This window comes from Bradyrhizobium sp. CSA207, assembly GCF_029051685.1.
Taxonomy (GTDB): domain Bacteria; phylum Pseudomonadota; class Alphaproteobacteria; order Rhizobiales; family Xanthobacteraceae; genus Bradyrhizobium.
The window spans coordinates 59080-85449 of record NZ_JAACFT010000009.1; the positions used below are offsets into that span (position 1 = coordinate 59080).

At 65.0% G+C, this 26370-nt stretch carries 24 protein-coding genes and 2 pseudogenes; 9 read left to right on the forward strand and 17 right to left on the reverse strand.

All coding sequences use genetic code 11. The features are described from left to right. Nucleotides 1-83: 83 nt before the first annotated feature. The gene (locus GWG65_RS12135; RefSeq protein ID WP_275195799.1) at nucleotides 84-305 is read right to left on the reverse strand and encodes a hypothetical protein; all 222 of its coding nucleotides are present in this window, start codon (nucleotides 303-305) and stop codon (nucleotides 84-86) included. 129 nt (nucleotides 306-434) lie between these two features. Between GWG65_RS12135 and GWG65_RS40435 the strand changes: the two are divergent. Then, nucleotides 435-629 (forward strand): annotated as a pseudogene (locus tag GWG65_RS40435) (IS21-like element helper ATPase IstB); the annotation flags it as partial. A gap of 162 nt (nucleotides 630-791) precedes the next feature. Here the strand turns inward: GWG65_RS40435 and GWG65_RS12140 are convergent. The 8 genes from GWG65_RS12140 to ubiE form a co-directional block, all read right to left on the reverse strand. Then, entirely contained in the window at nucleotides 792-1514 is a 723-nt protein-coding gene (locus GWG65_RS12140; protein WP_275195800.1) for a nucleotidyltransferase family protein, read from the reverse strand. 120 nt (nucleotides 1515-1634) lie between these two features. Then, nucleotides 1635-1952 (reverse strand): PilZ domain-containing protein, encoded by a 318-nt coding sequence (locus tag GWG65_RS12145; RefSeq protein ID WP_275195801.1) that lies wholly within the window; start codon nucleotides 1950-1952, stop codon nucleotides 1635-1637. An 87-nt stretch (nucleotides 1953-2039) separates the two neighbouring features. Continuing rightward, the gene (gene tsaE, locus GWG65_RS12150; RefSeq protein WP_275195802.1) at nucleotides 2040-3572 is read right to left on the reverse strand and encodes a tRNA (adenosine(37)-N6)-threonylcarbamoyltransferase complex ATPase subunit type 1 TsaE; all 1533 of its coding nucleotides are present in this window, start codon (nucleotides 3570-3572) and stop codon (nucleotides 2040-2042) included. After that, nucleotides 3569-6073: a PAS domain-containing sensor histidine kinase gene (locus GWG65_RS12155; RefSeq protein WP_275195803.1), complete on the reverse strand. Its 2505-nt coding sequence runs from the start codon at nucleotides 6071-6073 to the stop codon at nucleotides 3569-3571. Before GWG65_RS12155 ends, tsaE begins: the two co-directional genes overlap by 4 nt. A 189-nt stretch (nucleotides 6074-6262) precedes the next feature. Continuing rightward, nucleotides 6263-6721: a dUTP diphosphatase gene (dut, locus tag GWG65_RS12160; protein WP_275195804.1), complete on the reverse strand. Its 459-nt coding sequence runs from the start codon at nucleotides 6719-6721 to the stop codon at nucleotides 6263-6265. After that, a complete protein-coding gene (gene coaBC / locus GWG65_RS12165) occupies nucleotides 6718-8169 on the reverse strand; it encodes a bifunctional phosphopantothenoylcysteine decarboxylase/phosphopantothenate--cysteine ligase CoaBC (protein ID WP_275195805.1) in 1452 nt (483 codons plus the stop codon). The genes dut and coaBC overlap by 4 nt, the downstream gene beginning before the upstream one ends. 57 nt (nucleotides 8170-8226) lie before the next feature. After that, nucleotides 8227-9801, reverse strand: coding sequence for a 2-polyprenylphenol 6-hydroxylase (gene ubiB, locus GWG65_RS12170; protein WP_275195806.1), 1575 nt, complete (start codon nucleotides 9799-9801; stop codon nucleotides 8227-8229). Continuing rightward, nucleotides 9798-10559 (reverse strand): bifunctional demethylmenaquinone methyltransferase/2-methoxy-6-polyprenyl-1,4-benzoquinol methylase UbiE, encoded by a 762-nt coding sequence (ubiE, locus tag GWG65_RS12175; RefSeq protein ID WP_275195807.1) that lies wholly within the window; start codon nucleotides 10557-10559, stop codon nucleotides 9798-9800. The genes ubiB and ubiE overlap by 4 nt, the downstream gene beginning before the upstream one ends. A gap of 81 nt (nucleotides 10560-10640) precedes the next feature. Here ubiE and mutM point away from each other — a divergent pair, with 81 nt between their 5' ends. Continuing rightward, nucleotides 10641-11522: a bifunctional DNA-formamidopyrimidine glycosylase/DNA-(apurinic or apyrimidinic site) lyase gene (mutM, locus tag GWG65_RS12180; protein WP_275195808.1), complete on the forward strand. Its 882-nt coding sequence runs from the start codon at nucleotides 10641-10643 to the stop codon at nucleotides 11520-11522. Between the two features lie 274 nt (nucleotides 11523-11796). Here the strand turns inward: mutM and GWG65_RS12185 are convergent, their stop codons facing one another. Together GWG65_RS12185 and GWG65_RS12190 are read right to left on the reverse strand one after the other, a co-directional pair. Continuing rightward, on the reverse strand, nucleotides 11797-12537 hold the full coding sequence (locus GWG65_RS12185) for a ParA family protein (protein ID WP_275195809.1): 741 nt from the start codon (nucleotides 12535-12537) through the stop codon (nucleotides 11797-11799). A 255-nt stretch (nucleotides 12538-12792) separates the two neighbouring features. Beyond that, nucleotides 12793-14160 (reverse strand): serine protease, encoded by a 1368-nt coding sequence (locus GWG65_RS12190; RefSeq protein WP_275195810.1) that lies wholly within the window; start codon nucleotides 14158-14160, stop codon nucleotides 12793-12795. Nucleotides 14161-14409: 249 nt separating this feature from the next. Here GWG65_RS12190 and moeB point away from each other — a divergent pair, with 249 nt between their 5' ends. Both moeB and GWG65_RS40440 read left to right on the forward strand, forming a co-directional pair. Then, nucleotides 14410-15213: a molybdopterin-synthase adenylyltransferase MoeB gene (gene moeB / locus GWG65_RS12195; protein ID WP_275195811.1), complete on the forward strand. Its 804-nt coding sequence runs from the start codon at nucleotides 14410-14412 to the stop codon at nucleotides 15211-15213. A 26-nt stretch (nucleotides 15214-15239) separates the two neighbouring features. Then, a pseudogene (locus tag GWG65_RS40440) lies at nucleotides 15240-15341 on the forward strand (LysR family transcriptional regulator); the annotation flags it as partial. A gap of 165 nt (nucleotides 15342-15506) precedes the next feature. On the opposite strand, the gene GWG65_RS12200 reads toward GWG65_RS40440, so the two are convergent. Beyond that, complete coding sequence (locus GWG65_RS12200; RefSeq protein ID WP_275195812.1) at nucleotides 15507-16508, reverse strand: D-glycerate dehydrogenase; 1002 nt, start codon at nucleotides 16506-16508, stop codon at nucleotides 15507-15509. A 320-nt stretch (nucleotides 16509-16828) separates the two neighbouring features. Between GWG65_RS12200 and GWG65_RS12205 the strand changes: the two genes are divergently transcribed. Continuing rightward, nucleotides 16829-17359 carry an SH3 domain-containing protein gene (locus GWG65_RS12205; RefSeq protein WP_275195813.1) on the forward strand — a complete coding sequence of 177 codons (531 nt, stop codon included), beginning with the start codon at nucleotides 16829-16831 and terminating at the stop codon, nucleotides 17357-17359. Between the two features lie 173 nt (nucleotides 17360-17532). Here the strand turns inward: GWG65_RS12205 and irrA are convergent, their stop codons facing one another. Beyond that, nucleotides 17533-18024, reverse strand: a complete 492-nt coding sequence (gene irrA, locus GWG65_RS12210; RefSeq protein ID WP_275195814.1) for an iron response transcriptional regulator IrrA — start codon at nucleotides 18022-18024, stop codon at nucleotides 17533-17535. A 352-nt stretch (nucleotides 18025-18376) separates the two neighbouring features. Here irrA and fabA point away from each other — a divergent pair, with 352 nt between their 5' ends. From fabA to GWG65_RS12230, 4 genes are all read left to right on the forward strand, one after another. Then, the gene (gene fabA / locus GWG65_RS12215) at nucleotides 18377-18898 is read left to right on the forward strand and encodes a bifunctional 3-hydroxydecanoyl-ACP dehydratase/trans-2-decenoyl-ACP isomerase (protein ID WP_275195815.1); all 522 of its coding nucleotides are present in this window, start codon (nucleotides 18377-18379) and stop codon (nucleotides 18896-18898) included. A 39-nt stretch (nucleotides 18899-18937) separates the two neighbouring features. After that, complete coding sequence (gene fabB, locus GWG65_RS12220) at nucleotides 18938-20161, forward strand: beta-ketoacyl-ACP synthase I (protein ID WP_275195816.1); 1224 nt, start codon at nucleotides 18938-18940, stop codon at nucleotides 20159-20161. Between the two features lie 136 nt (nucleotides 20162-20297). Then, entirely contained in the window at nucleotides 20298-21095 is a 798-nt protein-coding gene (fabI, locus tag GWG65_RS12225) for an enoyl-ACP reductase FabI (protein WP_275195817.1), read from the forward strand. A gap of 141 nt (nucleotides 21096-21236) precedes the next feature. Then, complete coding sequence (locus GWG65_RS12230) at nucleotides 21237-23225, forward strand: autotransporter outer membrane beta-barrel domain-containing protein (RefSeq protein WP_275195944.1); 1989 nt, start codon at nucleotides 21237-21239, stop codon at nucleotides 23223-23225. 10 nt (nucleotides 23226-23235) lie between these two features. On the opposite strand, the gene GWG65_RS12235 is transcribed toward GWG65_RS12230, so the two are convergent. The 4 genes from GWG65_RS12235 to GWG65_RS12250 form a co-directional block, all read right to left on the reverse strand. Continuing rightward, a complete protein-coding gene (locus tag GWG65_RS12235; protein WP_275195818.1) occupies nucleotides 23236-23832 on the reverse strand; it encodes a glutathione S-transferase family protein in 597 nt (198 codons plus the stop codon). A 139-nt stretch (nucleotides 23833-23971) separates the two neighbouring features. After that, complete coding sequence (locus GWG65_RS12240) at nucleotides 23972-24808, reverse strand: hypothetical protein (RefSeq protein WP_275195819.1); 837 nt, start codon at nucleotides 24806-24808, stop codon at nucleotides 23972-23974. Nucleotides 24809-24897: 89 nt separating this feature from the next. Continuing rightward, nucleotides 24898-25362 carry a GNAT family N-acetyltransferase gene (locus GWG65_RS12245; RefSeq protein ID WP_275195820.1) on the reverse strand — a complete coding sequence of 155 codons (465 nt, stop codon included), beginning with the start codon at nucleotides 25360-25362 and terminating at the stop codon, nucleotides 24898-24900. A 7-nt stretch (nucleotides 25363-25369) separates the two neighbouring features. After that, on the reverse strand, nucleotides 25370-26296 hold the full coding sequence (locus GWG65_RS12250; RefSeq protein WP_275195821.1) for a hydrogen peroxide-inducible genes activator: 927 nt from the start codon (nucleotides 26294-26296) through the stop codon (nucleotides 25370-25372). Nucleotides 26297-26370 lie beyond the last annotated feature (74 nt).

The window sequence follows — 26370 nt, forward strand, 5'->3', positions numbered from 1 at the left end:
ACCGACAGGTTTTGCCACAAACTCCTGCCGCCGTCTCTCCACAGAGAGGATGCCCGCGAAGATGTGGCGATCCGAATGCGAGGTCATCTGGTCAGGCCGAGTGTCGGCGACGCGGCGCGTTCCGCTTCCCAGCCGGGATTTATCCGGCTCTCGACCTCGGCGAAGCTGAATGGCAGGTCCTCCTGTTGCGGCCGCCAGTCGGCATCGACGATCGCGCCTGTCCGGCGATGTGTTATGGTAACAGCGCTTTCGGCCTCGGGATTGAACCCGCGGTGCCGCATCCCCCACAGCCTGAGCGTTAGCATGATCCCGTCGAGTTCCCGTGCCTTGTCGGTGACTGGTAGGCGTAGCGGACGGGACGGTCCTGATAGGGCCGCCGCTTAATCAGGCCGTTCCCTGCAGTTCAATGTCCCGGCCTATGCATCCGCCATCGTCACCACGACGAGATCGTCGAGACCGGTAACGACAGCTGGCGCTTTAAAAGCCGCGACGACGATCAAACGACCCGTGCTCGCGCCGTCTCCGCAACCCCGGCCAGCTCCGACGCCGCGAGCGCTGCCATCAAGACTCGCCGATCAAAGGGGTCCCCTTTGGACGCCGATCGGGGGTCCCAGTCCAACGCCGATTGACAGTTTGAGTACAGCACCTAGTGCTTCGTGCCCCGGACAAAGCGCGGCATGAAATGACGCGCTGCTGAGCCGGGGCCCAGGCTGACCATCACATTTGTCGATTGTTGGGTCCCGGCTCAGCGGTGCACCACTGCGCGCTGCACCGCGTCCGGGACACGGGAGCTAAGCCACGCTCTCCAGAAACGCCTCTTCAGCCGCATGCACGGCATCAGGCGTGCCGACGTGCATCCAGACACCGTCGAGCCGCAGGCCGAACAGCCGCTCCTGCTCATTGGCCCGGTCGAACATTTTCGTCAGCGAGAATTCGCCCTTTGGCGCGCCGGCGAAGATCGACGGCGACATGATCGCGGCGCCCGCATAGACGAACGGCACGACCTGGTTTTCCCGACGCTTGCGCAGGGCGCCGTCGGCCATCATGCCGTAATCGCCACGGCCGCTATAGCCGATGCTGGTCGCGGTCGGCGCCATCAAGAGCAGGATATCCATCCGGGCGGGATCGAAGTTTTCCGCGAGCCGGGCCAGGTTGGAGCGGACGCCGTCGATCCACAGCGTGTCGGAATTGACATGGAAGAACGGCGCATCGCCAAGCAGCGGCAACGCCTTCACCACGCCGCCGCCCGTGCCGAGCACCTCGTCGCGCTCGTCCGAGATGATCACGCGCGGATGCTGGCGGGGCGCCACGTGGTTGATGATCTGGTCCGGCAAATAGTGCACGTTGACGACCGCCTCGCTCACGCCGGCCTGGTCGAGCTTGTCGAGCACATGGTCGAGCAGCGGCTGGCCGGCCACCGGCACCAGCGGCTTCGGCATCTTCTCCGTCAACGGACGCATGCGCAGGCCAAACCCTGCGGCGAGCACCATGGCTTTGGTCGGTTTGACGGACATCCTTCGCTTTCTCGGTCCTTGTGAGCGTGCCCAGCAATCCTAGCACGGGCCCCGGTCAGCCGCACCGCGTCCCAATCGCCTTAATGACCCGGCGTGACGGTTGTACGACGGGTGTTGCACTTACGCTCCGATGACTGTGGAACGCGCTTTTTTCTTCTTGTCGCCCAGCTTGAGGAAATTGACGCCGATCTGGTCGCCATTGACCCAGGCGAGCTCGCAGCGGCGGTAAGCGAGTCCGGTAGACGACAGCAGCAGGAAGAATTCCTTCAGATGCAGGCCTTCGACCGAGCCGTCGATGGTCAGCTTGGCGCCGCTCTCGGAGACGTCCTCCATGGTGCAGTCGCGCCGCCAGGTGCCGTCGATCCCCATCATCTGGGCTGCAATCCCGCGCTCGAAAACAACCCGGCTGTTGCCGCGCTGGTCCGTCTTCACCGCCATCTGCTCTGCTCCAGCCCCGTAACGATCCGGCTGCCTCGCAGCCAGAATACCGGCGCCTTGGCTAACAGCCGGTAAATCGGCCCCGAATCAGGATTGGGGCGGCGGGACGTGGGCGAGGTACCAATCGTGCAAATGGCCAAGCGCAGGGTGCGCCAGCGAGCGCTGAAGGTAGGTCCAGATCCGCGGCTGGTGGCGCAGATAATGCGGCTTGCCGTCGCGGCGGTTGAGGCGGGCGAAGGTGCCGAGCAGGCGCGTATTCCGCTGCGCCGACATGATGGCGTAGAGCTCGGCGAAGCCGGCCGGATCGAAGGTCGCATCTTCCGCGCGGCGCGTCTTGATGTAGCGTGACAGCAGCGTCAGCTCGAGGCTTTCAGGCACGTCGATGCGGGCGTCCTGGAGCAGCGAGACCACGTCGTAGGATTGCGGTCCGAGCACGGTGTCCTGGAAGTCGATCACGCCGACGCGCGCGATGCCGGCACGGTCGGCGAGCCAGATCAGATTGGGCGAGTGATAGTCGCGGATGATCCACGTCCTCGGCGCCGCCAGCGGCTTCCGCAACAACTCGCGCCACATCGCGAAAAAGTCCGCGCGGGCCGCCTCGCTCAGGGGAGCGTTGCGGTCGGGCAGATACCATTCCGGCATCAATCCGATCTCGATCAGCAGCGCCTCGGCGTCGAACACGGGAATGGCGTAGCTCTGATCCCCTAGCGGCAGCGTGTCCGGCAGCGTCTTTCCGTGCAGGACGGCGAGGACGTCGGTCGCAGCCTCGTAGCGCTCGACGATCGGGCGCGGCGGATCGCCTTCGATCACGCCTTCGCTGCCGAAATCTTCGGTGATCAGGAAGCCGTGGTCGAGATCGGAATGGTAGATCGCCGGCGCGGAGAGTCCTGCCGCGCGCAGGCCTTGGTCGATGGCGACGAAGGGCTTGACGTTTTCGGCAAGATGCACCGCGGCGCTGTAGGATTTCCCGTTGTACATCGCAGCGCCGTCGGGGCGCTGAGGGAAGTTCATGAGGATGACGACGCCATCGTCGCGGACCAGCCGCGCATAGGAACGGCTCGAGGCGTCGCCGTCCATGCGTCGGCGCGCCGCGTCGATGTAGCCGGATGCATCGAGGAATTCCCGCAGCGCCTTCAGCCGCGCGACCTGCGCGGCTCTCTTGCCGTAACCGGTGATTTCGGCGGCGCGCGCGGTCGAACCCAGCGCCGGCCGATGCGTCAGCGCGATGTCGATGCGGTCCTCCGGCATTGCCGACGGCGCACGCTCAGGCCATTCGATCAGGATGAGCGTGGCTTCCGGCAGCGGCGACAGCCCGATCTCCTCGAGCTCGCTCTCGTCCTCGACGCGGTAGAGATCGGCATGCTGTACCGGAAAGGGCGGCAGCTCATAGCCCTGCACCAGCGTAAATGTCGGGCTCGGCACCTCCAACGTCTCGTCGCCGGCGAGATAGCGGATCATGGCGCGCGCGGCCGCGGTCTTGCCGGCGCCGAGATCACCGGTGAGCGTGATGACGTCGCCGGGCCCGACCAGCAGCGCCAGATCGGCCATCAGCTCTGCTGTGGCCGTCTCGTTGACGAGCGCCACGGAGAAGGTCGTTGACGTGTTCTTGGGCGCGGTCATTCGGCGGCGTCGCGATGCGCCGCCTGGTCGGTCGGGAAGTCGCAGATCACGACCGTGCCCTTGCCCGCGCTCGAATCCACCCGCACCTTGCCGCCATGCAGCTCGACAAAGGAGCGCACCAGCGACAGCCCGAGCCCGGCGCCGCGGTGACGCGAGCCCTGCGAGCGGCTTTCGAACCAGTTGAACACCTTGTCCTTCATGTCGGCCGGTATTCCAGGCCCAGAATCTGTCACGGTGAAGACCACATTGCGGTCGGTTCGGCGCGCGCTGATGCCGACCGAGGAATCCTGCGGCGAGAACCCGACGGCGTTGGCCAGCAGGTTATAGAGCACCTGCACCACGCGCTTCTCGTCGCCGATGAAGCTGCCGACGTCCGGCGCGATCTCGACCTTGAGGCGGATGCGGTCGGTCGCGAGCCGGTCCTGGATGCCCTCGGCGGCGAGCTCGATGGCTTTGACGACATCGACCGGGCCGAGCTCCAGCTTCATTGCGCCGGCATCGATGGTGGCGAGATCGAGGATGTTGTTGGTGAGCGCGAGCAGCGCGTTGGTCGATTTGGTGACGTAGTCGAGATATTCGGCCTGCTTCGGCGTTAGCGGCCCGGTGGAGGGATCGCTAAGGAAATGCGCGAAGCCGATGATGGTGGTCAGCGGCGAGCGCAGCTCGTAGGAGACATGGTGGACGAAATCCACCTTCATCTGGTCGGCGGCTTCCAGCGCTTCGTTGCGCTCGCGCAGCGCGCGCTCGACATTCTCAGTGTCGGTGATGTCCTGGAACGTCAGCATGGTGGCGCCGTCGGGCAGCGGCCGGATCATGCCGTCGAGCACGCTGCCGTCCTTGCGCTCCAGCTTCAGCGGGACGTCGGCACGGTTCTCGATCGAGGTGAGGGCCTCGCGGATCTGCCGCCAGACAACTGGATCATCGAACAGCTGATGGCACCAGCCTTCGACGGTCTGGATATGCGGCTCGTCGCGCATGGCGTCGCTCGACAGCTTCCACATCCGGACGAAGGCCGGATTGAACAACTGCGCCTTGCCGTTGCTGCCGAACACGGCGACGCCCTCGGCGAGGCTGTCCAGCGTCTCGCGCTGGACCCGGATCAGGCCGTCGAAGCGGCGGGCGAGGTCGAGGCTCTCGGTGACGTCGTCGAACAGATAGGTGACGCCGCCTTCCGGGTTCGGCGTGGTGACGACGGAGAGCGCGCGGCCATCGGGCAGGAACCAGGTGTCCTTGGCGGTCTCGACCGCGCGATAGGCCTCGTGCAGCTTGGCTTTCCAGGCGCGGAAGTCCGGCTGCTCCGGCAGTTTGCGCGCGGCGCGGAGCTGGTCGAGCACGCTGGAATCGTCGGGACTGGTGTCGAGGAAGCTGCGGTCGAGGTCCCACAGCCGCCGATAGGAATCGTTGTAGAAGGCGAGCCGTCGCTGGCCGTCGAACAGGGCGACCCCCGAGGAGAGCTGGTCGAGCGTGCGGCGATGCGCTTCGGCCATTCGCACCAGGGCCGAGCTCAGCGCATCGGCCTCGCTGGCATCGATGGCGACGCCGACGCTGCCGCTGCCGACATTGACGGCGCGCACGTCATAGATGCGCCGCTCGCCGCCGATCACGATCGGCAGCCGCGAGGTGAAGTTGGCGGCCTCCTTCAGGCCGCGCTCCATGGCGGTACGATCGTCGCTGTCGAGCAGCTCGAGCTTGCGCTCCTGGGCATCGCTGACGCTGGTCGCCTCGGTCGCACGCACATAGGCCGGATTGGCGTAGGTCAGAGCGCCGTTCTCGCCCTTGGCCCAGATCGGCCATGGCGCCGTCGCGGCAAAGCCGCGCAGCATCTCGGTCTCGTCGGACAGCGCCTTGTGGCGCAGATTGGTCTCGGCCAGTTCACGGCGCAGACCCGAGAGTTCGCGAATCCGGACGATGGCCTGACCGCCGATGGCGCGGCCGATGGCTTCCAGCGTGCGGCCGTTGGCGGTGGTCAGCGTCAGCTGGAACCCGTCGCCGCGGTCACGCAGCGCTTCGACCGCGTGGTCGATCCGGAGCGCCGGTTCCGGCGGCAGCCAGGTTCCGAACGCAAGCACGCGCTGCGGCGACGAGTCGCGCGGCAGCACCATCGAGAGGTCACCGGAAATCTGCGCGCGGTTGTCGCCGGCCGGCCACGAGATCAGGATCTGCGGCTCGGCGAACAGCAGCGCGCCGAAGCGGTCGGTCTGAAGCTGCAGCTCCCTGATCCGCGCACGCAGCCCCGCCTCGTTCTTCGCCGTGCGCACGCGCGTGCGCATCAGCAGGATCGCGGCCATGACCGAGAAGCCGAGCAGAGCCAGCGCCGTCGCCAGCACCGCGAGTTCCTGCCGGTTGAAGTCCAGCAATGTGGAGAGGGTGTCGACGAGGTCGGCGGCCTGCGCCGGGCCAGCCGGCAACAGCGCCGCCAGAGCGCTTCCAACAAGACCGTCGCGCACCAACGATGTGCAAGACAGCAGCGTCCGACGCATCGACACGATCACGCCTGACATAGTTGCCCCAAGATCGCACGGATTTGCGCGCGGCGACCCCCGTCGCGCGCGAATCAAACGACAATATCCTCATCGTGACTCGACCGGTAAGAGTCCAGATCGTGAACGCAAAGCCGGTCCCACAAAAATGCCGGCCGCGTTGTTCCAACCCCGTCATTGTTCGGGTGATTCGGTTGGAATTGCTGTGTGTTAGCGGCCGGTCGAGCCGAAGCCGCCAGCACCGCGGTCGGTTGCCGACAATTCGACCACAGGAACCAGCGCGGCCTGCACCACGGGCGCGATCACCATCTGCGCGATGCGCTCGCCGCGCTTGACCACGAAGGGCACCGCGCCGTGATTGATCAGGATCACCTTGATCTCGCCGCGATAGTCCGCGTCGATCGTGCCCGGCGAGTTCAGCACGGTGACGCCGTGCTTGGCGGCGAGCCCCGAGCGCGGCCGCACCTGCGCCTCGTGCCCGGGCGGCAATGCAATCGCAAGGCCGGTCGGCACCAGCGCATACTGGCCCGGCGCGAGCGTCACAGATTCGCCGTCTGGAACCGCGGCCATCAGGTCGAGGCCGGCGGCTTCAGTGGTCTGATAGGCCGGCAGCGGCAGGCCTTCGGCATGGGCCATGCGTTGCAGTTCGACCGTGACTTTCGTGCTCAAGATGCGGGCTCCAGGGATTTGCCGGTCACGCTCTTGACGAGGCGCGCGACCAGTTCGGTGGCGACCTGTTCCTTGGTCATCGCCGGCCAGGAATCAACCGCGATCTCGCCGGTGCTCTCGCCATTCTTGCGGCTGATGAGATGAACGGTGTTGCGGTCCCCGCCCATCACGCCGGTTGCGGGTGAAACGTCGTTGGCGACGATCCAGTCGCAGCCCTTACGGTCAAGCTTGGACTTGGCGTTGTCGATGAGATGCTCGGTTTCGGCGGCAAAGCCGATCACCAGCGGCGGGCGTTGGTCCGTCAGCTTCGAGATCGTGGCGAGGATGTCGGGGTTCTCGACGAGCTGAAGCGGCGGCATGCCGGCCGACGTCTTCTTCAGCTTCTGCTCGCCTTCACTGGCGACCCGCCAGTCGGCGACCGCGGCGGCGAAGATGGCGATGTCGACCGGGAGCGAAGCTTGAACCTGCTCCAGCATCTGCCGCGCCGATTCCACATGCTTCACCGTCACGCCCTGGGGATCGCTAAGATCGACCGGGCCGCTGACCAGGATCACCTCGGCGCCGGCGGCTTGCGCGGCCGCGGCAATGGCAAAGCCCTGCTTGCCGGACGAGCGATTGGCGATGTAGCGCACCGGATCGATCGGCTCGTGCGTCGGGCCTGCGGTGATCAGCACGCGCTTGCCGGCGAGCGGGCGCGGCACCGGCGGCCGCAGCAGCCGCTCGGCGGCGGCCGCGATCTCCACCGCCTCGGACATGCGGCCGGTGCCGGCTTCTCCGGCTTCGGCCATCTCGCCGGAATTTGGGCCGATCAGCACCACGCCGTCGCGTTGAAGCAAGCTGACGTTGCGGCGCGTCGCGGCGTTATTCCACATCAGCGGATTCATCGCCGGGGCCAGCAGGATTTTTCGATTGGTGGCGAGCAGGATCGCGCTGGCGAGATCGTCGGCATGGCCGCCGGCCATCTTCGCCATCAGGTCGGCGGTCGCGGGCGCCACCACGATCAGGTCGCAGTCGCGCGCCAGCCGGATGTGGCCGGCGTCGAACTCGCTCTGGGGGTCGAACAGGTCGGTATAGACGCGCTCATGAGAGAGCGCGCTCGCCGCCAAAGACGTGACGAATTCTTGCGCCGCCTTGGTCAGGACGCAGCGGACCTCGATGCGGCGCTCCTTGAGCCGGCGGATCAGGTCGAGCGACTTATAGGCCGCGATCCCGCCGCCGATGATCAGGGTGACGCTGGCCTCGGGCAGGGCTCCGGTGCGCTGGGATGTGGGGGCGGGGGATGGCGCGGGACGGACCGCAAACGGCGTCAGCGGCTCCTCACGGCCCTCGATCAGCTCCCGCAGGATGACCCGAACCTCTTCCTCGACCGACCTGCGGTTCTTGGCCGAACGCAGGCGCAGATAGGTTTTGACGGTCTCGTCGAGCTTGCGGATGGTCAGGCTCGCCATGACGCCCTCCAGCACAGAAGTGACAGCGATGCTATCACTCCTGTGATTGCAGTGCAATCATAGATTCCGGACGGCGATCAGGATGCCGATGAAGGTCGCGGCGATGATCCAGAGCGCCACGGTGCGCCAGCGGTTCTTGCGGCCCTCGCTGCGCCCCATGGCCGCGATGCTCTCCGGCGACAGCCGCAGGCCCTCCCGCGTCATGGTCTCCAGTTGCTCGAGCACCACGACCGAACGCTGCGCGATGTCGGGAAGCCGCATCAGCACGCGCGCAAGGTCGCCGGTGCCGGAAATCGCACCCTGGACCCGGCCAAGCGGTCCGAGATTGCGCTCGATCCATTCGCGCACCACCGGGTCGGCGATCTTCCAGATATCGAGCTTGGGATCGAAGCCGCGCGCCACGCCCTCGACCACCACCATGGTCTTCTGCAGCAGGATCAGCTCGGGCCTTGTGGTCATGTCGAACAGGCCGGTGACCTCGAGCAGCAGCGTCAGCAGCCGCGCCATCGAGATCTCTTCGGCGGTGCGATTGTGGATCGGCTCGCCGATAGCGCGGATGGCTTGCGCGAAATTCTCGACCGAATGATGAGCGGGCACGTAGCCCGCCTCGAAATGCACTTCAGCGACGCGGCGATAGTCACGGGTGATGAAGCCGAGCAGGATTTCCGCAAGAAAGCGCCGCTCCTTCATGCCGAGCCGGCCCATGATGCCGAAATCGACCGCGACGAGCCGGCCCGTATCATCCAGGAACAGATTGCCCGGATGCATGTCGGCGTGGAAGAAGCCGTCGCGCAACGCGTGCCGCAGAAAGCTCTGGATGATCTTGCGGCCGAGATCGGGCAGGTCGACCTGCGCCTCTGCCAGACGCTTGTGATCGTTCAGCGCGATGCCGTCGATCCACTCCATCGTCAGCACGTTGTGCGTGGTGCGGTCCCAGTCGACGGTCGGTATGCGGAAGTCCGGATCGTCGCGGGTGTTCTCCGCCATCTCCGACAGCGCGGCGGCCTCGAGCCGCAGGTCCATCTCCATCGCGACCGAGCGCGACATGGTGTTGATGACCTCGATGAGGCGCAGGCGCCGCGCTTCCGCCGAGTAAGATTCGGCCTTGTGTGCGACGAAGAAGAAATCGGAGAGATCCCGCCGGAAGCGCGAGGCCACGTTGGGGCGCAGCACTTTCACCGCGACCGGCTTGCGCACGCCGTCGCGCCAGACTTCGGCGCGATGCACCTGCGCGATCGAGGCGGCCGCGACCGGCGGGCCGAGGCTCGCGAATGCGTCCGTCAGCGGACGCTCCAGCGAAGCCGCGATGGCGGCTTCCGCGTCGGCTTGCGGGAATGGCGGCAGGCGATCCTGAAGGCTTTCGAGGTCGCGCGCCATGATGACGCCGACCACGTCTGGACGTGTCGCCAGGAATTGCCCGAGCTTGAGATAGGCCGGACCCATCCGGGTCAGTGCGCGCGACAGCCGCGGTCCATGCTTGGGACCGCGCCGTTCGATCAGACGCGCAAGCTTCAGCGCGAGTTGCCCTGGCGGCGGCACCAGGCTCGGATCGACGGAGCCGAACACGCCTTCGCGCGCGAATACGAACGCAGCGCGCATCAGGCGCGCAGTGTGGGTAATTGCAGAGATCACAAACGCCAGCCCGAATGCAGTGCAACGATGCCGCCGGTCAGTGTCTGCCAGCTCACGCGGGCGAAACCGGCATTGCGGATCATGTCGGCGAAGGCGTTGGGTTTTGGAAACTTGCGGATTGACTCGACGAGATACTGATAGGACTCGGCGTCGCCCGTCACCAAGCGGCCGAGCGGCGGGATCACCTTGAACGAGAACAGATCGTAGAGCTTATCGAGGCCGGGCATCTCGACGGTGGAGAACTCCAGGCACAGGAATCGGCTGCCGGGCTTCAGCACGCGATAGGCCTCGCGCAGCGCAAGGTCGATCTGCGGCACGTTGCGGATGCCGAAAGCGATCGTATATGCGTCGAAGCTGCGATCGGCGAAGGCGAGCGCTTCGGCATTGCCCTCGACGAAATCGACCTGGGTCTCGAGATGCTGCTTGGCGGCGCGCTCGCGGCCTACGGCCAGCATCCCGGAATTGATGTCGCAAACGGTGGCATGGAAGCCGGAGCCGGCCGCCTTGGCGGCCCGGAACGAGATGTCGCCGGTGCCGCCGGCGACATCGAGCAGCGCGAACGGCCGCTCGCTTCTGGGCGGATCGAGCGCGTTGATCATGATGTCCTTCCAGACCCGGTGCAGGCCACCGGACATCAGGTCGTTCATCATGTCATAGCGCGAAGCCACGCTGTGAAACACATCGTTCACCAGCGTCTGCTTGTCCCCCAAGGGAACGTCCCTGAAGCCAAAATGCGTGGTTTCGCCCGGCCGATCCATTACTCTACTCCACGAGGCGGACCATAGCGCGCCCGCCGCAATGGCGCTATCACACCGCCCTCATAAGGTGAATGCCTGACCATGCCTGAATTGCCCGAAGTCGAGACCGTCCGCCGCGGCCTTCAGCCCGTCATGGAGGGTGCAAAGATCCTCGTCGCGGAGGCCCGGCGGCCGGATCTGCGCTTTCCCTTTCAGCCGGACTTCGTAGCCCGGCTCCAGGGGCAGCTCGTCACCGGGCTCGGCCGCCGTGCAAAATATCTCATGGCCGATCTCGCTTCAGGCGACGTGCTGTTGATGCATCTGGGCATGTCAGGCTCGTTCCGCGTCATCAAGCCGGACAACGATGCGGCGCCCGGCGAGTTTCACTATCCACGGGCCAAGGACTCCACGCACGACCACGTGCTGTTTCGGATGTCCTCGGGCGCCGACATCGTCTTCAACGATCCGCGCCGCTTCGGTTACATGAAAGTGATCGCGCGCAACGCGCTCGACGAGGAGCCGCTGCTGCGCGGGCTCGGTCCCGAGCCGCTCGGCAACGCGTTCGACGCTTGCATGCTGGCGGGGGCGTGCGCCGGAAAGACCACGAGCCTGAAAGCAGCGTTGCTCGACCAGCGTGTGGTGGCCGGGCTCGGCAACATCTATGTCTGCGAAGCCCTGCACCGCTCGCATCTGTCGCCGCGCCGGATCGCCGCGACGCTGTCGACCAAGAAGGGCGAGCCGACCGACCATGCGACGAGATTGGTTGGCGCGATTCACACCGTGCTGAACGACGCCATCAAAGCCGGCGGCTCCTCACTTCGCGACCATCGCCAGACCTCAGGCGAGCTCGGCTATTTCCAGCACGCGTTCAAGGTCTACGACCGCGAGGGCGAGATCTGCAAGACGCCGGGCTGTAACGGCACGATCAAGCGTTTCACCCAGAATGGGCGATCGACCTTCTGGTGTGCGAAATGTCAGAAGTGAGAGCTGGCGAGCGGGCCGAGAAGCACTGAGCTTCGAAGGACGACAAGCTGACCACAACCGTCATTGCGAGGAGCCCCTGCGACGAAGCAATCCAGGATCCCTCCGCGGAAAGATTCTGGATTGCTTCGCTGCGCTCGCAATGACGAGATGGATGGAGCCTCCGAAAGGCGCGAAGCGAAGCAATCCGGCCGGGCTGGCGGCCGGATTGCTTCGTCGTTTGGGCTCTTTGACCGGATGGTGAAGAGCCCGGCCGTCGTCTGAGCGATTGCCCCGCTCAGGACGCCAGTGTCGTGGTCTCGTCCGACGACAGCTCGGCGGCGTGCAGCATGCCGTCCGCGGCCGTGATGACCTCGTCGATCAGGACATTGGTCGTGGCGGCGAGTTCGAGACGGGTCTCGATCCATTGCCAGAGGCCGCGGACTTCGTCCGCCGACTTGCCGTTCGGTGCGAATTCGCTGACGGCGAGGCCGGCTGCCAGCGAGTCCTGGTGATCGTTGCGCATCACGATCAGCGGGCGCGCGAGCACCTCAGTGAGATCGAGCGCCGCCTCCTCGGCGAGCGTGTTGGCCGCGTTGTCGATGCGCTGGCCGCGGATCGGCGTCTGGTTCAGCACGAAGCTATAGGGCCGCTTCCAGGCGCGCGCGACGCTGAGCGTCGAAGCGGTCGCCTCGATGTCGGCGACGCTCGGCCGGGCCGGAATCAGGCAGAGGTCGGAATGACGGATCGCGGCGGCAGTGGCGGCGCTGAGGCCTGCCGCGGTGTCGACGATGGCGAGCTGCAGACCGCTGTCGGCCAGCATCTTCAGACGCGGTTCGATGTCGACGGCATGATAAATCGGCTCGACGACGAGATCATCCGCGGTACGGCGGCGCCGCCAGTTGGACAGGGTACCCTGCGGGTCGGTCTCGATCAGGCGAACGGTGAAGCCGGCCTGCTTGGCTGCTAGCGCGAGGCCGATGGCGAGCGTGCTCTTGCCACTGCCACCCTTTTGGGTGGCCAGTACGATCGTGTGCATGGAAGACGAATCCTTTGGGTGCTTGGGTCTCTGGGTAACGCCACGCGAACGTGCATCGCTTTTCGATGCTGAGCTCTTCTCGCTCAGGACGTGCCCTGCCCAGTCCAAAGGGGACCGCGGATGTCCGAATCAACGCTAACGATGATGGCGGAATAGGGAATGCCAGCGAATCCGTACCATTACTGGACCCGTAGTCGTACGTGGGGGCGCTCGTTACCACCCAAGGCTGCGGGAATAAGGATGCTGCCCCTTGGCCTACTTGCGCACGCAGATCACTCGCACCACGGCGGCCCTTGCATCGGTCGACGTGCCGTTCGCCATGACATCGTTCGCCTTCAGAAAATCGCGCACCGCTTCCGCGGACACCATCACCGCTTGTGACGCCGGCACCGATGTCGCGGAGCCCGCGACTATCGCTGGCTTCAGCAGCGCGACGCCGGCAAACCTGCCGTCGCTGTCGATCGCCGGGCTGCCGGAAAATCCGACGGCCGGTGGCGGGGACAGCGCCGAATCGTTGCTCGTCACCGGCGCCAGCGCCAGCGCGGACTTGACACTTGAGACGCCGGCCGCGCCGCCCTGGCTTTGCGGATCCGCGATGCCGATGACATCGACGTTCGTTTTGGCCACGCCGCCGGCGAGGCCGAGCGGCTTCAGACCGCGCGCGCCGTAGATGTGCAGCAGCGCGAGATCGTGCTCCTTGTCTTCGGCGAGCCGGTCGGCATTGCCATAGCCGGCGACCGTGATCGCGAGGCAGCTGTCGGTGACAAGGCGGTCAGTGACAATCGCGCCGTCGTCGCTGACGACGATGCCGGTGCCGTATTCGACGCTCTTGCGCGGCGCTGGCCCGGCCTGCGGTCCTGCCGGAAATGCGTTGAATGCGCTCGACATCGCGATCACGACCGGCTCGACTGTGTTCTCGGTCGCCTGGTCGTAGAGGATGGTCATGATGCGGACCTCGTCGCCTTTAAAGGTGCCGCGCACGTAAAACTTCTTCAGGCCCTGGAGGCCCGACAGCACGAAGAAGTCCGGCTTCACCACGGTGTAGTCGACCTTGCGCCCGGCCGGCTCCTTCTTCTCCGCGTCCGCGAGCTTGGCTGTGGTCGGGTTAGCCTCCTTGCGGCGGCTGAGCAGCACTTGCACCGTTCCAGTTGGTGAGGTCCATTTCGAGCCGTTGGCGTCGGTCGCCTGCTGCGGCACCAGCTTGCCGGGGATACCGAGCCGGGCGCCGCTGGTCGGCTCCATCACGATCTTCCAGCCGACGCTGTCCTGCTTTCGGCGCGCCGTCTCGGCGAGCGCGGCGCGCTCCTGCGGATTGAGCACGCCGGTCGGCTTGCCGCCCTTAACCTTCTGGTATTCCTTGATCGCCTCGACCATGCGCGCACTGACGTCGCCGGTGATGGCGCCGTTATATTGGCCGACCCAGGCGAGGTCGGATTGCAGCGACAGGCGTTCCGCCTGCGCCATGGCATCGGCGGTCTCCGACGGCGTCTGCAAGGCGGGCGGGCGGATCGGAACGGTCTGGACCGTCTTCGGCCTGGTGCCGGAGACCTGTGGCGTCGTCATCTGGGCGTTCGCGCCTGCGGCGGTCGCCAACAACACTGTTGCCGCAAGCATCGATCTCATGACAAATCCAGCCAGCCCATTGAACGTGCTGCCATTGAAGCACATCTCGTTGGTCGCGAACAATCTCGGGGCGGTTCAGGTGGCGATAGCGGCCACCAACTCAGGTCCTCATCCTGAGGAGCGGCCTGAAGGCCGCGTCTCGAAGGATGGCTTTAGGCGAGATCCGGGCCTGCATGGTTCGAGACGCGCGTACCGCGCTCCTCACCATGAGGGTCAACGACGAAGGGCTTGGTAGGAGGACGTGCGACGATGCTGAGCCCGGACGAACTCGAACGCTATGCCCGCCATATCGTGCTGCGCGATGTCGGCGGTCCCGGTCAGGCCGCGCTGAAGCGGGCGTCCGTGCTGGTGATCGGCGCCGGCGGGCTCGGCGCGCCGGCGCTGATGTATCTGGCCGCTGCCGGCGTCGGCACCCTCGGCGTGGTCGATGACGACGTGGTGTCGCTATCCAACCTTCAGCGCCAGGTCATCCATACGACGCCCGACATCGGCCGACACAAGGTCGAGAGCGCCGCCGAACGGATCACCGCGCTCAATCCGCATGTGCGTTTTGTCGGCCACGCCACCTGGCTCAACGCCGACAACGCGCTCTCGCTGATCAGCGACTACGATCTTGTGCTCGACGGCTCCGACAATTTCTCTACGCGTTATCTGGCCTCCGACGCCTGCTTCTTCGCGAAGCGGCCCCTCATCACGGCCGCGCTCGGCACCTTCGATGGTTCGCTGACGACCATCCGCGCGCATGAAAAGAACGACGAGGGTGTGTTCAACCCGACCTACCGCTGCCTGTTTCCGGAGGCGCCGCCGCCGGGCACGGTGCCGGCCTGCGCGGAGGCCGGCGTCATGGGCGCGCTCGCGGGCGTGATGGGCTCGATGATGGCGCTGGAGGCGATCCGCGAGATCGTCGGTTTTGGCGACGGCCTGGTCGGCCGCCTCCTGATGATCGATGCGCGCGCGATGCGCTTCGAGACCTTGCGCTACACGCGCGATCCGGCCAATCCGCTCAATGGCGATGGGCCGGTCGTGACCGACCTCAGCGCCCATCGCAATTGATTGCAGATGCTACGCGGAGCGCGTTCGAAGACTGATGCGAGCCGTTTCCGGGACCGTTCCTGTACTATCCGAGCCGCTGACAGGTGCCGCCGGCGCTGCGCGCCTTCATCGATTTCGTCGCGAGCTAGCGCAAGCGAAGCGCGCCTCGGCCTTAGACCCTCATGGTGAGGAGACGCGAAGCGCCGTCTCGAACCATGCAGACCCGATTCTCGCCCGCGCCGTCCTTCGAGACGACCGCTGCGCGGTCTCCTCAGGATGAGGACGGAAAGCTTGTCACGCAGTTGATTGGAAACTCAGAGCATGCTCGGCAGCACGCGATCCGGCGGTTTGTGCGCGTCGAGGAAGGTGCGGATATTGATGATCACCTTCTCGCCCATCTCGACGCGGCCCTCGATCGTGGCCGAGCCCATATGCGGCAGCAGCGCCACCTTGCCGGCCCTGGCGAGCCGCACCAGCTTCGGGTTGACCGCGGGCTCGTGCTCGTAGACGTCGAGGCCGGCGCCGCCGATTTCACCGGCTTCGATCAGCTTGATCAGCGTGTCCTCGTCGGTGACCTCGCCGCGCGCGGTGTTGACGATGTAGGCGTCTTTCCGGATCAGCTTCAGCCGTCGCGCCGAGAGCAGGTGATAGGTCGCCGGCGTGTGCGGACAGTTCACCGAGATGATGTCCATCCGCGCCAGCATCTGGTCGAGGCTTTCCCAATAGGTCGCGCCCAGCTCTTCGGCGATCTTCGGAGCAACGGGCCGGCGGTTGTGATAGTGGATCTGCAGGCCGAAGGCGCGGGCGCGGCGCGCGACCGCCTGGCCGATGCGGCCCATGCCGATGATGCCGAGGCGCTTGCCCCCGATGCGATGGCCGAGCATCCAGGTCGGCGACCAGCCGGCCCAGGGTTTGCCCTCAGTGAGAACAGAAGCGCCTTCGATCAGGCGGCGCGGCACGGCCAGGATCAGCGCCATGGTCATGTCGGCGGTGTCTTCGGTCAAAACTTTCGGCGTGTTGGTGACGGTGATGCCGCGCGCGTGCGCGGCCTCGACGTCGATGTTATCGACGCCGTTGCCGAAATTCGCGATCAGGCGCAGCTTGCAGTCGGGCTGATTGACGATGTCGGCGGTGATGTGGTCGGTGACCGTCGGAACCAGCACGTCAGCGACGCGCGCGGCTTCGGCGATCTGCTCGGCCGACATCGGCGTGTCGTCGAGATTGATCCGCGCGTCGAACAGCTCGCGCATCCGGGTCTCGATCGAATCCGGCAACTTGCGCGTCACGACGACGAGGGGCTTTTTCTTCACCGACATGTCCTGCTCTCATCAGGCGTCGCAAGCCGCCTCTGTCGCCAAAGGCCGGCCGTTCAGGCCTCATTAACCCGGTTGTTCGACACTGCCCTTGCCGCGTCGTCCCCGGCGTTTCCTTCAAGCTCCCCGACGTTTCCGGCCGAAAAATCGGGGCAAACTGGTTGTTCAAGCGTCCGTCCTCTCTAGCAGAAGACCGGGCCAAGACAAGAACCACGGGCCGGGCTTCGGGAACACCCGCGTGGGGCAGGACGAAGGGGTGCGCGGCAGGGTTTGGACTTGGGGTGAGGATCCGGCTTGGCCGGTCCTCGACAGGAGACGGGTTGATGGCGTTGGGGCGTTTTTGCGCGGTGATGGCGCTCGTTTGCGGCTGGTTGGGCGCCTCGGTCAGCCCCGGGCATTCAGCCAAGGACAACACGCCGCAGACTGCCAGCGGCCTGCCGGTGCCGCGTTATGTCAGCCTCAAGTCGGATCACGTCAACGTCCGTGCCGGCCCGACCAAAGACAATGACGTGGCCTGGGTCTATACCCGCGCCGGCCTGCCGGTCGAAATCACCGCCGAGTTCGAGAACTGGCGCCGGGTGCGCGACTCCGAAGGCTCCGAAGGCTGGGTCTATCATTCCCTGCTGTCGGGCCGCCGCACCGCGGTTGTGACCATGAAGCAGAAGGACGAGCTCGCGCCGATCTACGACCGCGCCGATCCCGATAGCGCGATTTCAGCAAGGCTCCAGGCCGGCGTCGTCACGCAGGTGAAGAAGTGCAGCGCAAACTGGTGCCGCGTCACCGGCAACGGCTTCGACGGCTGGATCCAGCAGGAACGGCTCTGGGGCGTCTACGCCGACGAGCCGGTGAACTGAGTTTAGGGGCAATCTGGCGCCTCGTCGTCGTGCCCGGGCTTGTCCCGGGCATCCACGGACTTTGCACCTAGCCCAAAAACGTGGATGGCCGGGACATAGGCGAGCGAAGCGACGCCGTCTTTCGGACGGCTACGCCCGGCCATGACGACGAAATCGACAGTTTAGGATTGACCTCAGCGCTTCTTGCGCAGGCGCACGACCATGTCGATGCGCGCGATCTCGTAGCCTGCGGGCACCTCCGGCATCTTGGACAGCTCAAGGTGCGGGTCCTCGATGTCGACCAGCTCGTGGCTGTTCTCGAGGTAATAGTGGTGGTGCGTGGTGACGTTGGTATCGAAATAAGTCTTGGTGCCGTCGACGCTGACCTGACGCAGCAGGCCTGCATCGGTGAGCTGGTTCAGCGTGTTGTAGACCGTCGCAAGCGAGACCGGGACCTTGGCCAGCGTCGCTTCCTCGTAGAGCATTTCAGCCGTGAGATGGCGTGCACCCTTGCCGAACAGCAGCCAGCCGAGCGCCATCCTTTGCCGCGTCGGACGAAGGCCGGCGGACTGGAGCATTTCGTTGACGTCATGCCAGGGGCAGCCGGTCAGGGCCGGCTGGCGGCCGGACAGAAGGGCCGCCGCCTGGGCGTCGTCGTCGCGATGGGGCGCGTTGTTTTCGTTCATTTCCAAATTCGGGCACGCGTGAACACTATCTGTCTGCAATATATTGAGAGATAGATGCAGATGCAAGTTTCTCGCAACTAGAGTGGTTCTAATGAGCAAGGAACCGGGCGGGGCCGTCGTCATTTTACCTTCACGAGACCGCTTTGCCACCCGAAAAGGCCTGTGTTAGAGAGCGCGCGGTTCCGCTTAGCCGATTTTGGCGCAGCCAGGCATTGAGGCCCGGCCCGCAGGTCCATCCGGGCTCTCGGCATTCGCGCCTGACGACGGCAATTGGCGTTGCTTTCCGAACAAGACGGGGCCGATTTTCGCCAGAAACGCCGCTCAATCGGGGTTAGAACACAGAGGCTTCCGCATGTTGAACAGGCGCAACGGTTACGAATATGAAGATTTGCTGGCATGTGGCCGCGGCGAGATGTTCGGTCCGGGCAATGCACAATTGCCCCTGCCGCCGATGCTCATGTTCGACCGCATCACGGACATTAACGAGACCGGCGGCGAATTCGGCAAGGGGCTGGTGCGCGCCGAGCTCGACGTGAAGCCCGATCTCTGGTTCTTCGGCTGCCACTTCAAGAACGATCCGGTGATGCCCGGCTGCCTTGGCCTCGATGCGCTGTGGCAAATGGTCGGCTTTTACTTGGGCTGGATCGGCGGCGAAGGTCGCGGCCGCGCGCTTGGCCTGAACGAGCTGAAGTTCGGCGGCCAAGTGCTGCCCGAGGCCCGCAAGGTTGTGTACAATGTCGATATCAAGCGGGTGATGCGTTCAAAGCTGGTGCTCGGGATCGCCGACGGATGGCTTTCGGTCGACGACCAGATTATTTATCGCGCGAAGGATCTGAAAGTCGGCTTGTTCAAGCAGGGCACGAGCCTGGGCTGAGCGCATCACCAAGAAGACAACGATTAAGGCGAGGCTGTCATGAGACGGGTTGTGGTCACCGGGATGGGCATTGTCTCTTCCATCGGAAACAACACCCAGGAAGTGCTTGCGAGCCTTCACGAGGCGAAGTCAGGCATCTCGCGGGCTGAGAAATATGCCGAACTCGGCTTCCGCTCCCAGGTTCAGGGTGAACCGACGCTCGATCCTTCGACGGTGATCGACCGGCGCGCGATGCGCTTCCTCGGCCAGGGTGCGGCGTGGAATCACATCGCGATGGAGCAGGCGATCCAGGATTCCGGTCTCGGACCCGACGAAGTCTCCAACGTCCGCACCGGCATCATCATGGGCTCCGGTGGTCCGTCGGCCCGCACCATCGTCGAAGCCGCCGACATCACCCGCACCAAGGGGCCGAAGCGGATCGGACCGTTTGCGGTGCCGAAGGCGATGTCGTCGACGGCGTCGGCGACTCTCGCGACCTGGTTCAAGATCAAGGGCGTGAACTATTCGATCTCCTCGGCCTGCGCGACGTCGAACCATTGCGTCGGCAACGCCTATGAGACGATCCAGATCGGCAAGCAGGACATCATCTTCGCCGGCGGCTGCGAGGAGCTCGACTGGTCGCTATCGGTGCTGTTCGACGCGATGGGCGCGATGTCGTCGAAATACAACGACACGCCCGCCACCGCCTCGCGCCCCTACGACATCAACCGCGACGGCTTCGTCATCGCCGGCGGCGCGGGCACGCTGGTGCTGGAAGAGCTCGAGCATGCCAAGGCGCGCGGCGCGCGCATCTACGGCGAGATCGTCGGCTACGGCGCGACATCCGACGGCTACGACATGGTGGCTCCATCAGGCGAAGGCGCCGAGCGCTGCATGCGCATGGCGATGTCGACGGTAAAGACCAAGGTCGACTACATCAATCCGCACGCCACCTCGACCCCGGCCGGCGATCCGCCGGAGATCGAGGCGCTCCGCAAGGTGTTCGGCGTCGGCGAGAAGTGCCCGCCGATCTCGGCGACCAAGGCGCTGACCGGCCATTCGCTGGGCGCCACCGGCGTCCAGGAGGCGATCTACTCGCTGTTGATGATGAACAACGGTTTCATCTGCGAAAGCGCGCACATCCAGGAGCTCGATCCCGTGTTCGCCGACATGCCGATCGTGCGCAAGCGCATCGACAACGTCAAAATCGGCACCGTGCTGTCGAACTCCTTCGGCTTCGGCGGCACCAACGCCACGCTGGTTTTCAGCCGGTTGGACGTGTGACGCGGCACTTTGTCATGCCCCGCGAAGGCGGGGCATCCAGTACGCCGCGGCTTTTCGATCTATCACGATCGTCTCTGGAATACTGGATCGCCCGCCTGCGCGGGCGATGACGTCGAAAATGGGAGCGACGGCTGCAATGCAGGAATTAATGAAAGGCAAGCGCGGTGTGATCATGGGCATCGCCAATGATCATTCGATCGCCTGGGGCATGGCGAAGACGCTGCATGCCCATGGCGCCGAGCTTGCCTTTACCTTCCAGGGCGAAGCCCTCGGCAAGCGCGTCAAGCCGCTGGCGGAATCGCTTGGTGTGGAATTGGTGCTGCCCTGCGACGTCGAGGACATCGCCAGTGTCGACGCCACATTCGATGTGCTCCGCGAGAAATGGGGCCGGCTCGATTTCGTGATCCACGCCATCGGCTTTGCCGACAAGAACGAGCTGAAGGGCCGCTACGCCGACACCAGCCGCGAGAATTTTTCGCGCACCATGGTGATCTCCTGCTTCTCCTTCACGGAGGTTGCAAAACGCGCCGCCGAGCTGATGACGGAGGGCGGCAGCATGGTCACGCTGACCTTCGGCGCCTCGGAGCGGGCGATGCCGAATTACAACGTGATGGGCGTGGCCAAGGCGGCGCTGGAAGCCTCCGTGCGCTATCTCGCCTCCGATTTCGGGCCGCGCGGCATCCGCGTCAACGCGATCTCCGCAGGCCCCATCCGGACGCTCGCCGGCTCGGGTATCGGCGAGGCGCGCGCGATGTTCGCGTTCATGCAAAAACATTCGCCGCTCCGCCGCGGTGTCACGCTCGACGAGCTCGGCGGTTCGGCGCTGTATCTGTTGTCGGACCTCTCCGGCGGCGTCACCGGCGAGATCCACTATGTCGATTCCGGCTACAACACCGTGCTGATGCCGAGGCCGGACGATCTGAAGACGGAATGACTTGTCCGCAGGCCTGAGGTCGCGACGGTTGGCGGAACCCCCACGATCATGGGGCTGACCGGGCAGCAGGATCATGTTTGCTGTGCCTGATTGTGCTGCGCGAATAGCGCGTCACGCGGTTCGGGAGGAACGATCTTGCCGATGATGCAAGCGATGTGGCGCGCTGGTGCGCTGGCATCCGTTGTCGGCACCGTGCTGACCTGTGGGACTTTCCCTGTCCTGGCCCAGTCGACGGTCTGGGACTCGGTCCTATCCAACACGCACTGGTACGTACCGACGGCGCAACTGCTCGCCTACGCTGCGCCGAAGACCGGCTTTTCAAATCCGATTTCGATCGGCGACCAGACGCTGTGGTCGCTCGCGGCCGCGACCAATGGCTCGTTCACCGGAACGAGCGTGGCGCAGCTTGCGATCGGACCTGCGCATCTGACCGACACCTCGACGATCCAGGGCTTTGTCACGAGCACAGGCCAGATCACGATGCTGTTCACGCCGACCTCGGGCGGTTCGGCGACCATCGGCCTTGGCCACATGCGAACCATCAACGGCGTGACCGGGATGGAAATGCAGATGATCACGGGAGACAGCTTGCTCGTGACGCATTGGGCCTACATGCTGCCCTACGATCCCGCGGCGTACACGCCGCCGGCCTCGCAACCTGTTCCGGCCAATTCAGTGCCGCAATGGGCATGGACGGCCGGCACGCCGTGGCGGATCGTCAGCCCCGCTCTGTTCGGCACCGCGGCTCCCGGGCGCTTTGTCATCACGAATTATCAGAACGGCTATTTCTGGGGCGCCGGCGTCGCGCCCCCAGGCGGCGGCGCTCCCAATTTCACGCTCCTGGGCTCGGTCACGCCGGAGGGCAACGTTCTCTTCAACACGCTTTCGCGCGGCACTCTTGCCAGCCTCTACGGGGCGGCGAGCGGCGACGCATCGGGCGCGCAGATGCTCGTCAGCACCTATGACTCGGCGGGCAACCCGACCGGAGGCGTCGCTTATCTATCCCTGGTGCGACCCTATGCAGAAATCCTGCAAGCCCAGAACAGCCGCGCGGGGCTCGCTGCAGCCGATACTCTCTATCGCTTGTCCACGACGTCGCTTGGCTGGTCCGGCACCATGGCGCCCGGCTTCGTCGCGCTTGATAATTTGAGCGGCCCTGGTCTAGTCAACGCTGTCAACCAGACCCTGCCCGTTGTCACCGGCGCGGCATCGCAGGCGACTTATGCCACGCAGCGCGCGTTCCAACAGGCGGTGGCGGGGCGGCTGGACGATGTGCTCGGTCTGAACGCCGGCGCTCTGCCCGAGCGGAATTTTTGGATGAAGCCGCTCGGCGGCAGCGTTCGGCAGGGAGGCGTCGATGGCGTTTCCGGATACAACGCCTCCGGGGGCGGCATTGCCGTGGGCGCGGACACGCCGGTCGCCTCGCGCGGGATGCTTGGCGGCGTGTTCGCCTATTCCCATCAGGCCATCACCGGCAGCGAGGATGCGGTTCCCAACCGGCTCGTCATCGATTCATATCAGGCGGGGCTCTATGGCGCATATGCGCTCGGCAACGGCATCCAGATCGATGCCCAGCTCGATGGTGCGTTGAACGACAATGGCGAAAGCCGTTCGCTGACGTTCATCAACGGCACCGCCGCGGCCGGCTATCGGTCCTATAGCGGGCACGCGGGTGCCGGCATCCGCAAGCTGATCCCGATCGAATCGGGCTTGGCGATCTCGCCGTCGCTGCGGCTGGATTATGGGCAGGTCCGGTCACCCGCCTACCAGGAGAGTGGCGCTGGAGGATTCAGCCTCAATGTGGATTCGCAAGCCTATCGCGAATTGACGCTGACGGCAGGGTTGAAGGGCGCCTACAGGATCGCGCGGCAAGTTTATCTCACCGGCGATTTCGGCGTCGGCTACAATGCGCTGAATCAGGGAGTTCAGATCAAGGCAGCGTTTGCCGGAGGTGGCGACGCCTTCGTCACCAACGGCCTTGCGCTTTCGCCATGGATCTATTCGACTGCGCTCGGACTCGTGGCGGCCGACAACAACCACTTTGATCTCGGCCTCCGCTATGGCCTTGCGGCTACATCCTCCGGTCTGCTCCAGCAGTCCGCCCTGGCCGTCTTCAAGGTCAAGCTCTGAGCCGGCCGCCTCACCCGGCCGCGATCCTCTCCGCGCGCTGAAATGCCGGCCGCGCCATGCAGCGGGCGAGATAGGCATCGAAGGCCGGACGCGACGGCACCATCTTGAACAGGCGCACCGCGAAGTTGAGGCCCGAGCCGATGGTGATGTCGGCCGCGGAAAACTCCTCGCCGAGAATCCACGGCCCTTTTTCAAGCGCAGCTTCCAGCACGTCGAAGACCTGCGTCGCGCTGCCCCAGGCCGCGGTCGAGGTCGGCACTTCGATCTTGGTGAAGAGCTGGATGATGGCGGGCTCGATGCAGCCCGGCGAGAAGAACAGCCATTGCAGATAGCGCGCGCGACGCGGGTCGGTCACAGCAGGGGCGAGCCTGGTCTCGGGATAACGGTCGGCAATGTAGGCGCAGATCGCCGCAGCCTCGCCAAGCGCGGCGTCGCCATCGCTGAGCGCCGGCACCTTGCCCATCGGATTGACCTTGAGGAAATCCGGCGCCTTCTGCGCGCCGGTCGAAATGTCGGTCAGCACACGCTCATAGGGCAGGCCGCTTTCTTCCATCAGCCAAAGCGTGGTGAACGAGCGCGAGCGGGGCGACCAATACAGCTTGATCATGGCGAGCGAACCTTTCATCGACGGGAGGCGAACACGGGTCCATTCATCGCGCGTCTCCTTCGAATCCGCAACGCACTACGTCTAGGGTCCAGATGATCCGAGCTTCTTCGGCGGCCTCGTCCGGAATCAATGCTCCAGCTCAGTCTTCCCTAAGATAGCCCGGCAGGCCCCGGTCGAGCCTGTCTGCGACGAGTGCTCGTGTCCTGTCGCGGAGCGCCGTGTTGGCCGAAGCCGCCGCGGGCGGGTCGGGGAATAGAGAGTTGTCGAGCTTGGTCAGCGGGTCTTCGGTCAGTCGCATGCTTGCGGCGAAGTTCGCGCCGAAATTCACAAAGGGGCGCTTGATCTCCTCGTAGCTCCGGCCGTCAATCAGCGTGATCGCAACATTGGCGAAAAGGTGGGAGTGCCGGAGCAGGCCGCCGAGCCCCTGATTGTAGGTGCCGATGCCATTCAGCGTCATATGCGTGTTCGGCAACTCCGCCTTGAACGTGGTTGCAACAAGATAGCGATCGCAATTCGCATTCGCGGTGAAGCTGCGCACGATCACCGGCAGACGCTCTCCGGGATCTCGGATGAGGATCGTTTTCGGATTATAGAAGGGCTCGAAGACGCCCTTGGGATAGGCGATCCTGCGCACTGCGGGATCGTTGTTCGTTGCCACGCGCACCCGCGCAAAGACGAGGTCATCGAGGCCCCAGTCGACTGGAACCTCGCTTGCCTCATTCTCGAAGATCGTAAGACCAAATTTCTGTACCGAGTAATGGTCTCCGATCACCGAGATCACGCCAAGCCGGCAAGGGCCGCTCTCCGCCGCGACCGGTTGCTTCGCAACCGGTTTGGCCTTCGGCGCCGACTTCTTGGCAACCGGTTTCGCCGGTGCAGCTTGAGCGGATGGCGGGGCGGTCGAGGAAGGAGTTTGCGCGGCTGCCGGAGTGAGAAAGGACAGCAGGACGAGCGCCGAGGCAGCAGATCGAATCATGGATTCCAGGGATCAGAGGCAAGAGGTCATCGGACACGCCACACTAGGTTGGGATCGTGACAACCGCAAGCTGCAGCCGGAATCGCTGTCTATCCGGTTGGCCGCTGCCGCTTCCACCGATAATACTTCATCACAAACCCGTTCGAGGGTTCGATCTCTTCCTGCTCGAACACAAAGCCCTCGCGCTCGTACCAGCGCCAGGCCTTTTCGTTCTCGCGCACGCAGCGCAGGTGCATCTCGTCGGGCAGTTGCGTGCGCGTGAAGGCGAGCAATTGCCGGCCGAGCGATTGACCCTGATAGGCGGGCGCGACGAAAAGCATGTCGAGATAGAGCTTTGGCAGATGCAGCGCCAGCATGGCGGCGATCGCGCCGTCGTCGTCGGCGACGAACAGGCTCCAGCCGTCCTCGATCTCGCGACGGATGCGCGCGCGCAGATTCGCGAGCAGGAAGTCGCTCGCTTCAGCGAGCCCGGTCGAGACCCAGCTCTCCATCCAGACGCGGGCGACCTCGTCATATTCGTCCGCGCGGGCGAGGCGGATCACGGGACGTGACATCGGGAGCTCAAACCCTCTGGCTGCGTAGGGTTTGCCGTGGACGCGCCTTGCCGGCCGAGAGGCACACCACCTCGGAGATTTGCAGGAGCTGTCGCGCCAGCGGGCTGGTCTTGCGCCACACCATGCCGATGGTGCGCGAGGGCTGCGGGTCGTGGAAGCGCGCCAGCGAGACCGAGGCCGATCGCGTCTCCACCGGCACAGCCATCTCCGGAATCAGCGTAACGCCGATGCCGGCGCTGACCATCTGCACCAGCGTCGACAGTGAATTCGCATCCAGCATCTCCCGTGGCGGCGCCGATTGCATATTGCAGAACGAGAGCGCCTGATCGCGGAAGCAGTGCCCTTCCTCGAGCAGCAACAGCCGCATCTCGCGCATCATCTCGCGAGAGGGCACCGGCGTTCCCTCGTCCACGCCCGGACGGACCAGCAGGAACTTCTCGTCAAACAGCGCGACTTCGGTGAGAGAGGGCTCGGACACTGGCAGCGCAACGATGGCGGTGTCGAGCCGGCCTTCCACCAGTTCCTGGATCAGCCGCGGCGTCATCGTCTCGCGCACGCGGATATCGAGCTCGGGATGCAGCCGCGTCAGATTCTTGGTGATCTTGGGCAGGAGATAGGGTGCGATCGTCGGGATCATGCCGATGCGCAGGCGGCCCGCGAACCGGTCCTGCGAGGCGCGCGCGAAGTCGCCGAGTTCATCGACCGAGCGCAGAATGTCGCGGACGCGCGGCGCGAGCTCTTCGCCGAACCGGGTCAGCGCGACCTGCCGGGCGCTACGCTCCAGCAGCAGGCCGCCGAGCGCCTCCTCCAGCTCCTTGATCTGCATCGACAGGGCCGGCTGCGAGATGGAGCAGGCCTCCGCCGCGCGGCCGAAATGGCTGTGGCGCGCCAGCGCATCGAAATACCGGAGCTGGCGCATCGTCACGTTGACCATCAGAAAATCCTATCGCAGCGATCATTAAAGTCAACTTCCCCTGATGGAATGGGGAGCTTAGAGTGGTTCTACCT

Excerpts from the sequence above, each read along its gene's own strand:
- GWG65_RS12135 (WP_275195799.1), bottom strand. The coding sequence starts at position 305 with ATGCTAACGCTCAGGCTGTGGGGGATGCGGCACCGCGGGTTCAATCCC.
- GWG65_RS12140 (WP_275195800.1), bottom strand. The coding sequence starts at position 1,514 with ATGTCCGTCAAACCGACCAAAGCCATGGTGCTCGCCGCAGGGTTTGGC.
- GWG65_RS12145 (WP_275195801.1), bottom strand. The coding sequence starts at position 1,952 with ATGGCGGTGAAGACGGACCAGCGCGGCAACAGCCGGGTTGTTTTCGAG.
- tsaE (WP_275195802.1), bottom strand. The coding sequence starts at position 3,572 with ATGACCGCGCCCAAGAACACGTCAACGACCTTCTCCGTGGCGCTCGTC.
- GWG65_RS12155 (WP_275195803.1), bottom strand. The coding sequence starts at position 6,073 with ATGTCAGGCGTGATCGTGTCGATGCGTCGGACGCTGCTGTCTTGCACA.
- coaBC (WP_275195805.1), bottom strand. The coding sequence starts at position 8,169 with ATGGCGAGCCTGACCATCCGCAAGCTCGACGAGACCGTCAAAACCTAT.
- ubiE (WP_275195807.1), bottom strand. The coding sequence starts at position 10,559 with ATGGATCGGCCGGGCGAAACCACGCATTTTGGCTTCAGGGACGTTCCC.
- mutM (WP_275195808.1), top strand. The coding sequence starts at position 10,641 with ATGCCTGAATTGCCCGAAGTCGAGACCGTCCGCCGCGGCCTTCAGCCC.
- GWG65_RS12185 (WP_275195809.1), bottom strand. The coding sequence starts at position 12,537 with ATGCACACGATCGTACTGGCCACCCAAAAGGGTGGCAGTGGCAAGAGC.
- GWG65_RS12190 (WP_275195810.1), bottom strand. The coding sequence starts at position 14,160 with ATGAGATCGATGCTTGCGGCAACAGTGTTGTTGGCGACCGCCGCAGGC.
- moeB (WP_275195811.1), top strand. The coding sequence starts at position 14,410 with ATGCTGAGCCCGGACGAACTCGAACGCTATGCCCGCCATATCGTGCTG.
- GWG65_RS12200 (WP_275195812.1), bottom strand. The coding sequence starts at position 16,508 with ATGTCGGTGAAGAAAAAGCCCCTCGTCGTCGTGACGCGCAAGTTGCCG.
- GWG65_RS12205 (WP_275195813.1), top strand. The coding sequence starts at position 16,829 with ATGGCGTTGGGGCGTTTTTGCGCGGTGATGGCGCTCGTTTGCGGCTGG.
- irrA (WP_275195814.1), bottom strand. The coding sequence starts at position 18,024 with ATGAACGAAAACAACGCGCCCCATCGCGACGACGACGCCCAGGCGGCG.
- fabA (WP_275195815.1), top strand. The coding sequence starts at position 18,377 with ATGTTGAACAGGCGCAACGGTTACGAATATGAAGATTTGCTGGCATGT.
- fabB (WP_275195816.1), top strand. The coding sequence starts at position 18,938 with ATGAGACGGGTTGTGGTCACCGGGATGGGCATTGTCTCTTCCATCGGA.
- fabI (WP_275195817.1), top strand. The coding sequence starts at position 20,298 with ATGCAGGAATTAATGAAAGGCAAGCGCGGTGTGATCATGGGCATCGCC.
- GWG65_RS12230 (WP_275195944.1), top strand. The coding sequence starts at position 21,237 with ATGATGCAAGCGATGTGGCGCGCTGGTGCGCTGGCATCCGTTGTCGGC.
- GWG65_RS12235 (WP_275195818.1), bottom strand. The coding sequence starts at position 23,832 with ATGATCAAGCTGTATTGGTCGCCCCGCTCGCGCTCGTTCACCACGCTT.
- GWG65_RS12240 (WP_275195819.1), bottom strand. The coding sequence starts at position 24,808 with ATGATTCGATCTGCTGCCTCGGCGCTCGTCCTGCTGTCCTTTCTCACT.
- GWG65_RS12245 (WP_275195820.1), bottom strand. The coding sequence starts at position 25,362 with ATGTCACGTCCCGTGATCCGCCTCGCCCGCGCGGACGAATATGACGAG.
- GWG65_RS12250 (WP_275195821.1), bottom strand. The coding sequence starts at position 26,296 with ATGGTCAACGTGACGATGCGCCAGCTCCGGTATTTCGATGCGCTGGCG.